General features: G+C 76.0%; 6 protein-coding genes and 1 pseudogene. 2 read left to right on the top strand and 5 right to left on the bottom strand.

Going from position 1 to position 4,686, the window contains the following annotated elements; translation table 11 throughout:
* A partial coding sequence (locus DKT69_RS32150) for an LppM family (lipo)protein (protein WP_109805189.1) occupies positions 1-736 on the bottom strand: 736 nt, incomplete at its 3' end.
* Between the two features lie 257 nt (positions 737-993).
* On the opposite strand from DKT69_RS32150, the gene DKT69_RS32145 reads away from it, so the two are divergent.
* Positions 994-1,413, top strand: coding sequence for an NUDIX domain-containing protein (locus DKT69_RS32145; protein ID WP_109805188.1), 420 nt, complete (start codon positions 994-996; stop codon positions 1,411-1,413).
* A 52-nt stretch (positions 1,414-1,465) separates the two neighbouring features.
* Here DKT69_RS32145 and DKT69_RS41275 read toward each other — a convergent pair whose 3' ends face one another.
* The 3 genes and pseudogenes from DKT69_RS41275 to DKT69_RS41265 all read right to left on the bottom strand — a co-directional run bounded on the left by DKT69_RS41275 (position 1,466) and on the right by DKT69_RS41265 (position 2,401).
* Positions 1,466-1,729 carry a helix-turn-helix transcriptional regulator gene (locus tag DKT69_RS41275; protein WP_368666290.1) on the bottom strand — a complete coding sequence of 88 codons (264 nt, stop codon included), beginning with the start codon at positions 1,727-1,729 and terminating at the stop codon, positions 1,466-1,468.
* Positions 1,730-1,886: 157 nt separating this feature from the next.
* Positions 1,887-2,069: pseudogene (locus tag DKT69_RS41270) on the bottom strand (cupin domain-containing protein); the annotation flags it as partial.
* The gene (locus tag DKT69_RS41265; RefSeq protein WP_368666289.1) at positions 2,033-2,401 is read right to left on the bottom strand and encodes a cupin domain-containing protein; all 369 of its coding nucleotides are present in this window, start codon (positions 2,399-2,401) and stop codon (positions 2,033-2,035) included. The gene DKT69_RS41265 and the pseudogene DKT69_RS41270, both read right to left, overlap by 37 nt.
* Before the next feature lie 275 nt (positions 2,402-2,676).
* On the opposite strand from DKT69_RS41265, the gene DKT69_RS32135 reads away from it, so the two are divergent.
* Entirely contained in the window at positions 2,677-3,798 is a 1,122-nt protein-coding gene (locus DKT69_RS32135) for an FUSC family protein (protein WP_109805187.1), read from the top strand.
* Between the two features lie 6 nt (positions 3,799-3,804).
* Here DKT69_RS32135 and DKT69_RS32130 read toward each other — a convergent pair whose 3' ends face one another.
* Positions 3,805-4,500, bottom strand: coding sequence for an alpha/beta hydrolase (locus DKT69_RS32130; RefSeq protein WP_109805186.1), 696 nt, complete (start codon positions 4,498-4,500; stop codon positions 3,805-3,807).
* Positions 4,501-4,686 lie beyond the last annotated feature (186 nt).

Here is a 4,686-nt window from a genome sequence, read left to right as displayed (position 1 = left end):
GGCCCGCGGTGGCCGGGCGGCGTCGGCGGAGCAGGAGTACGACGACCACGGCGACCAGCAGCAGGAGGAGGAGCACGCCGCCGGCCACCGGCAGCCACGGGAAGGACGAGCCGTCCCCGGCCGGTGCGGCGGCGCCCGCGCCGGAGGCGGACGGCTTCGGCGGCGCCTCGGCCACCGCGCGCAGCTCCGGCGGCTTGGGCTGGTTGGCGACCACCTTCCAGCTCACCGACCGCCCGTTGACCGTGCCGTTGCTGTCGATCACCCGACCCGGGAAGGTCACCGATATCTCGAACGACATCAACTGCATGAACGCCTGCTGGTTCCGCGGATCCTGCTCGGCCACCTTTCCGCCGTATTTCTTGGGGTCGAGCGGAAGGGTGAAGCGGTAGAGATCGCCGTCCCGGACCAGATTCACGCTCTCGCTGGTGAATTCCGCCAGCGGCTTTTCCCGGTACGCGATCTGAATGCCGTAGAAGCGGGAGTCCTCGTACCGGCTCTCGGTGCCGGCAGGGAGCGTGGGGATGTTCTGCCGCAGCTCGGCGAAGGCCGTCGGTATGCCGCCCTTGCGCTGGCTGAGCAGGGACTTCTCGGCGGTCAGCAGGAGTTGGCCGTCGACCGTGTCGTCGGCGTTCACGGTCAGCCCGAGGTTGAGCTGCATGCACCCGCTCAGCGCCGCCACGAGGGCGAGACACACCGCGAGGCGGAATGCCCGACCACGGCCGAGTCTCGTATTCATGGGCACAGTGTGTGTGATCGCCATCACGTCCAGCAGTCAGCGATCAGTCACAAGGCTGTCGCCGATCTTACCGGCCCACCGTCCCTTTCGGCCGAGCCCGGAAAACGCGTGTGATCGATATTCTGAAGGGTTGCCCCTTTCGGAATTCGAGACGGAGATCATTGCTCGTCCGAGGGTCAGCGGCCGCGCGGCAGGGCCGACCGGGCCCGGCCGGGCCGGGGACCGCGGCGGCGGACGTCGGGCAGTAGGTTGGCCCGATGCACCCGATCGCCTGTGTCCTGCTGGTCGACCGCGCCGGGCGGCTGCTGCTCCAGCTCCGCGACGCGCACGCCCCGCACCACCCGAACGTCTGGGGCCTTCCGGGCGGGCACTGGGAGCCGGGGGAGACCATCGACGAGACCGCGCTGCGGGAGCTGTGGGAGGAGACCGGGCTGCGCCCCGACGGGGAGCTGCGGCTCTTCGCCACCCAGGAGCTGCCCGAGATCGACCGGGTCAAGCACTACTTCTGCGGCGCGACGGGGGCCGGGCAGCGGGACGTGGTGCTCGGCGAGGGCGCCGCGATCGTCTTCACCGACCCGACCGAGCTCTTCGACGGCCGGCCGTACACCCCGGGCACGGCGGAGCTGCTCACCCGGTTCCTGGCCTCCCCGGAGTACGCCCGCCTCGCCGCCGACTGACGCCGCCGGCCCGGACCGACGCGCGCCCCGCACCGGCGGTCGAGCCGGGCGGTCACGCCGCCGTGGACCGTTCCCGGTGGGCGCGGGGGCTCACCCCGCGTTCCCGCCGGAACGCCGTGCTCAGCGCGAACGGGCTGCCGTAGCCGACCTGGCGGGCCACCGCGGCGAGCGTCGCGTCCGGCTCGCGGAGCAGGTCGGCGGCGAGCGCCAGCCGCCAGCCGGTCAGGAACGTCATCGGTGGCTCGCCGACCAGCTCGGTGAAGCGGCGGGCCAGGGCGGCCCGGGACACCCCGACCTCGGCGGCCAGCCGGGCCACCGTCCACGGGGGCCGGGTCGTCGCGCAGCAGCCGCAGTGCCGGGCCGACCACCGGATCGCCGGCCGCCGTGTACCAGGCGGGGGCGGCGCCGGGGCGGTCGAACCAGGTCCGCAGCGCGGTGATCAGCACCAGGTCGAGCAGCCGGTCGAGGACGGCCGCCTGGCCGGGGGAGTCCCGGCCGACCTCCTCCGCCAGCACGCTCACCAACGGGGTCGGCCACTCCTCGGCGCGCACCGTCAGCGCGGCCGGCAGGGCGGCGAGCAGCCGCCGGCTGACCTCGGCGGGCTGCGGGTACGTCCCGGTCAGCAGCACGGTCGACCCGGCCGGCCGGTGCCCCAGGTGCGGACGCCCAGCCCCGTCGTCTCGGTGAGCGGCTCGCCGTACAGGGTGGTGCAGCGCTGCCCCGGATGGATCACCACCTGCGGGGGCGTGTTCGGATCGTCGGCCACCGTGTAACCGTCCGGCCCGCGCAGCACCGTCACGTCACCGGGCCGCACCGGCACCGGGTCGCCGCCGTCGGGGACGACCCAGGCCGACCCGCGCACCACCGCGACCACGGTCAGCGGCGCCCGGTCCTCGATGCGGAGCGCGAACGGCGGATCGAGCAGCGACCGGAGCAGGAACGCGCCCCGCGCCCGCGGGCCGTCGAGCAGCCCGGTGAGCGGATCCATGCGGCAGATCGTAGCCGTGCGCGCAGGTTCCGGTGCGCCTCGACCTTTCGGGGGTCTCCACTGTGGCCGCTCGACCGGTCGGCGCGACCGCTCGTGCCCGGCAGGCCGGCTCGCGGCGGGCCGGCCGGCTCGCCGCGCGCGGGCCGGCCGGCCGCGACGTCGCCGGTATGCGGAAAGGTGATCACCTTCACCGGCGCGAGACGGTTCCGAGCGCTGCCGCTCGGGCCGCCCCGGAGCACCATGGGTGGATCGGTCCGGCGGATGAGGAGGCGACGATGGCACGGAAGGGCTGGTTCCCCGAGGCCGCGGGGCGGCTGCGGCGGGGCTGGCTGCCGGTGGTCGAGGCGACCCTCGCGGCGACCGTCGCCTGGGTCCTGGCCACCCGGCTGGTCGGCCATCCGCAGCCGTTCTTCGCCCCGGCCGCCGCGCTGATCGTGCTCGGCCAGGCCCGGGGCCAGCGGATGCGCCGGGCCGTGGAGGTGCTGCTCGGGGTGGCCGCCGGGGTGCTCGTCGCCGACCTGGTCGTCCAGGCGCTCGGTCCGCGCACCACCTGGACGGTCTTCACCGTCATCCTGCTGACCGTCGCCCTGGCGGTGGCGCTCGGCGCCAGCTCGGTCTCCGTGGTGCAGGCCGCCGTCTCGGCGCTCTACCTGGTGGTGGTGGCGCCGCCGACCGAGTCGCTGATCCCGTTCCGGTTCGTCGACGCGCTGATCGGCGGCGCGGTGGCCGTCGCGGCGAGCCAGCTCGTCGACGCCCGGCGGCCGCTGGCGCCGCTGGTCGCCGAGTTCCGGCAGACCTTCCAGGAACTGGCCGGGCTCCTCGACGAGATCGCGGTGGCCCTCGACCGGGGCGACGAGGCGGCCGCGCTGGCCGCGCTGGACCGGGCCCGGCACGCGGACGCCGGGGTGGAGCGGCTGCGCGGCGCGGTGCTCGCCGCGGGTGAGGCGCTCCGGCTCAACCTGCGGCGACGCCGCCACATCGGGCGGCTCCGCTCGGTGGAGGGCTCGATCCGGCAGATCGACTATGCGGTCCGCAACGTGCGGGTGCTCGCCCGGGCCGCGGTCACCCTGGTCCGCGGACCGGCGCCCGCGCCGGCCGACCTGGGCGCCGCGGTCCGCACCCTGGCGGAGGCGTTCCGCGCGGCGGGCGACGCGCTCGCCGCCGACCTGGGCGGGCAGGACGGCGCCGCCGACCGGCACGCCGAGCGGGCCGACGCGGCGGCGCTGGCGGCGGTCCGGGTCGCCGGGCGGCTCTTCACCCCCGGCCAGACCCTCCCGCTCGCCATGATCATCGGGCAGCTCCGGGCCACCGCGATCGACCTGCTCGGCGGGGTGGGCGGGGACGACGACGCCACCGTGCTGGGCCGGGTGGACGCCGCGGTCACCGGACCCGCCTGACCGGCGTCAGCCGGCGAGCCAGGCCACCGCCCGCTGCCGGATCTCCGCCGGCACCTCGTGACCGCCGGCGAACTCGGCGTACTCCACCGGGTAGCCCAGGGTGTGCAGGCGGGGGACCAGCCGCCGGCTGCACACGTCCACCGGCAGCACCCGGTCGTCGGTGCCGTGCGAGACGAAGGCGCGCGGCCGGCCGTGGGTCACCAGCGGCGCGGCGAAGCCCGGGGAGAAGGCCAGCACCGCGTCGACCAGGTCGCCGTTGGTCAGGCCCAGGGACAGGGCGTACGACGCGCCGTCGGAGAAGCCGCCGACCGCCACCTCGGTCACCGGGTACGCCCCGAACACCGTGCGGAGCAGCTCGTCGATCCGGGCCACGTCGGGGCCGAACCCCTCGACGATCAGGTCCCAGCTGCTCGCCGTGGCCTGCGGGGCGAGCAGCAGCAGCCGGTGGGTGTCCGCCAGCGGCAGCAGCAGGTCGAGCCCCTGCTGGGCCGTCCCGCCGGCCCCGTGCAGCAGCACCACCACCCGGTACGGCCCGTCGCCGGCCGGGGCGTACAGCAGCGCCGGCGGGCCACCGCCCGGCGCGGCCAGCGTGGTCTGGCCGGTGGCGCCCCGGGTCACCGGCGGGGCCGGCCGGGCGTGCAGCCGGCCGTGCCGCGGGTTCTCCTCCTCCGGTCGCCGGTGCGGCGGCGCGGGCTCCGTCACCTCGTCTCGCCCCCTCCCGTCGGCCGATCCCCGCGCGGTTACCCCGCTTCCCGCCGGTCAACCGCCCAGTTGGGCGCTCTCCGGCCGGGCTTCCGGCCGGTCCGGTGCTCCGGCCGCGCTGGCCGCGCCGCCGGTCCAGGGCGCTGCCGGTCCGGCCGTGCTGCCGGTCCGGCAGCGCTGCCGGAC

The sequence above is a fragment of the Micromonospora sicca genome (genome assembly GCF_003172935.1).
GTDB classification, from domain to species: Bacteria; Actinomycetota; Actinomycetes; order Mycobacteriales; family Micromonosporaceae; genus Micromonospora; species Micromonospora sicca.
Note: the sequence above shows the minus strand (reverse complement) of the source record. Positions and strands in the feature narration are given on the sequence as shown.

What these genes read in the sequence shown, in the direction of transcription:
- DKT69_RS32135 (WP_109805187.1), top strand. Translation starts at nt 2,677, where the DNA reads ATGGCACGGAAGGGCTGGTTCCCCGAGGCCGCGGGGCGGCTGCGGCGG.
- DKT69_RS32145 (WP_109805188.1), top strand. Translation starts at nt 994, where the DNA reads ATGCACCCGATCGCCTGTGTCCTGCTGGTCGACCGCGCCGGGCGGCTG.
- DKT69_RS41265 (WP_368666289.1), bottom strand. Translation starts at nt 2,401, where the DNA reads ATGGATCCGCTCACCGGGCTGCTCGACGGCCCGCGGGCGCGGGGCGCG.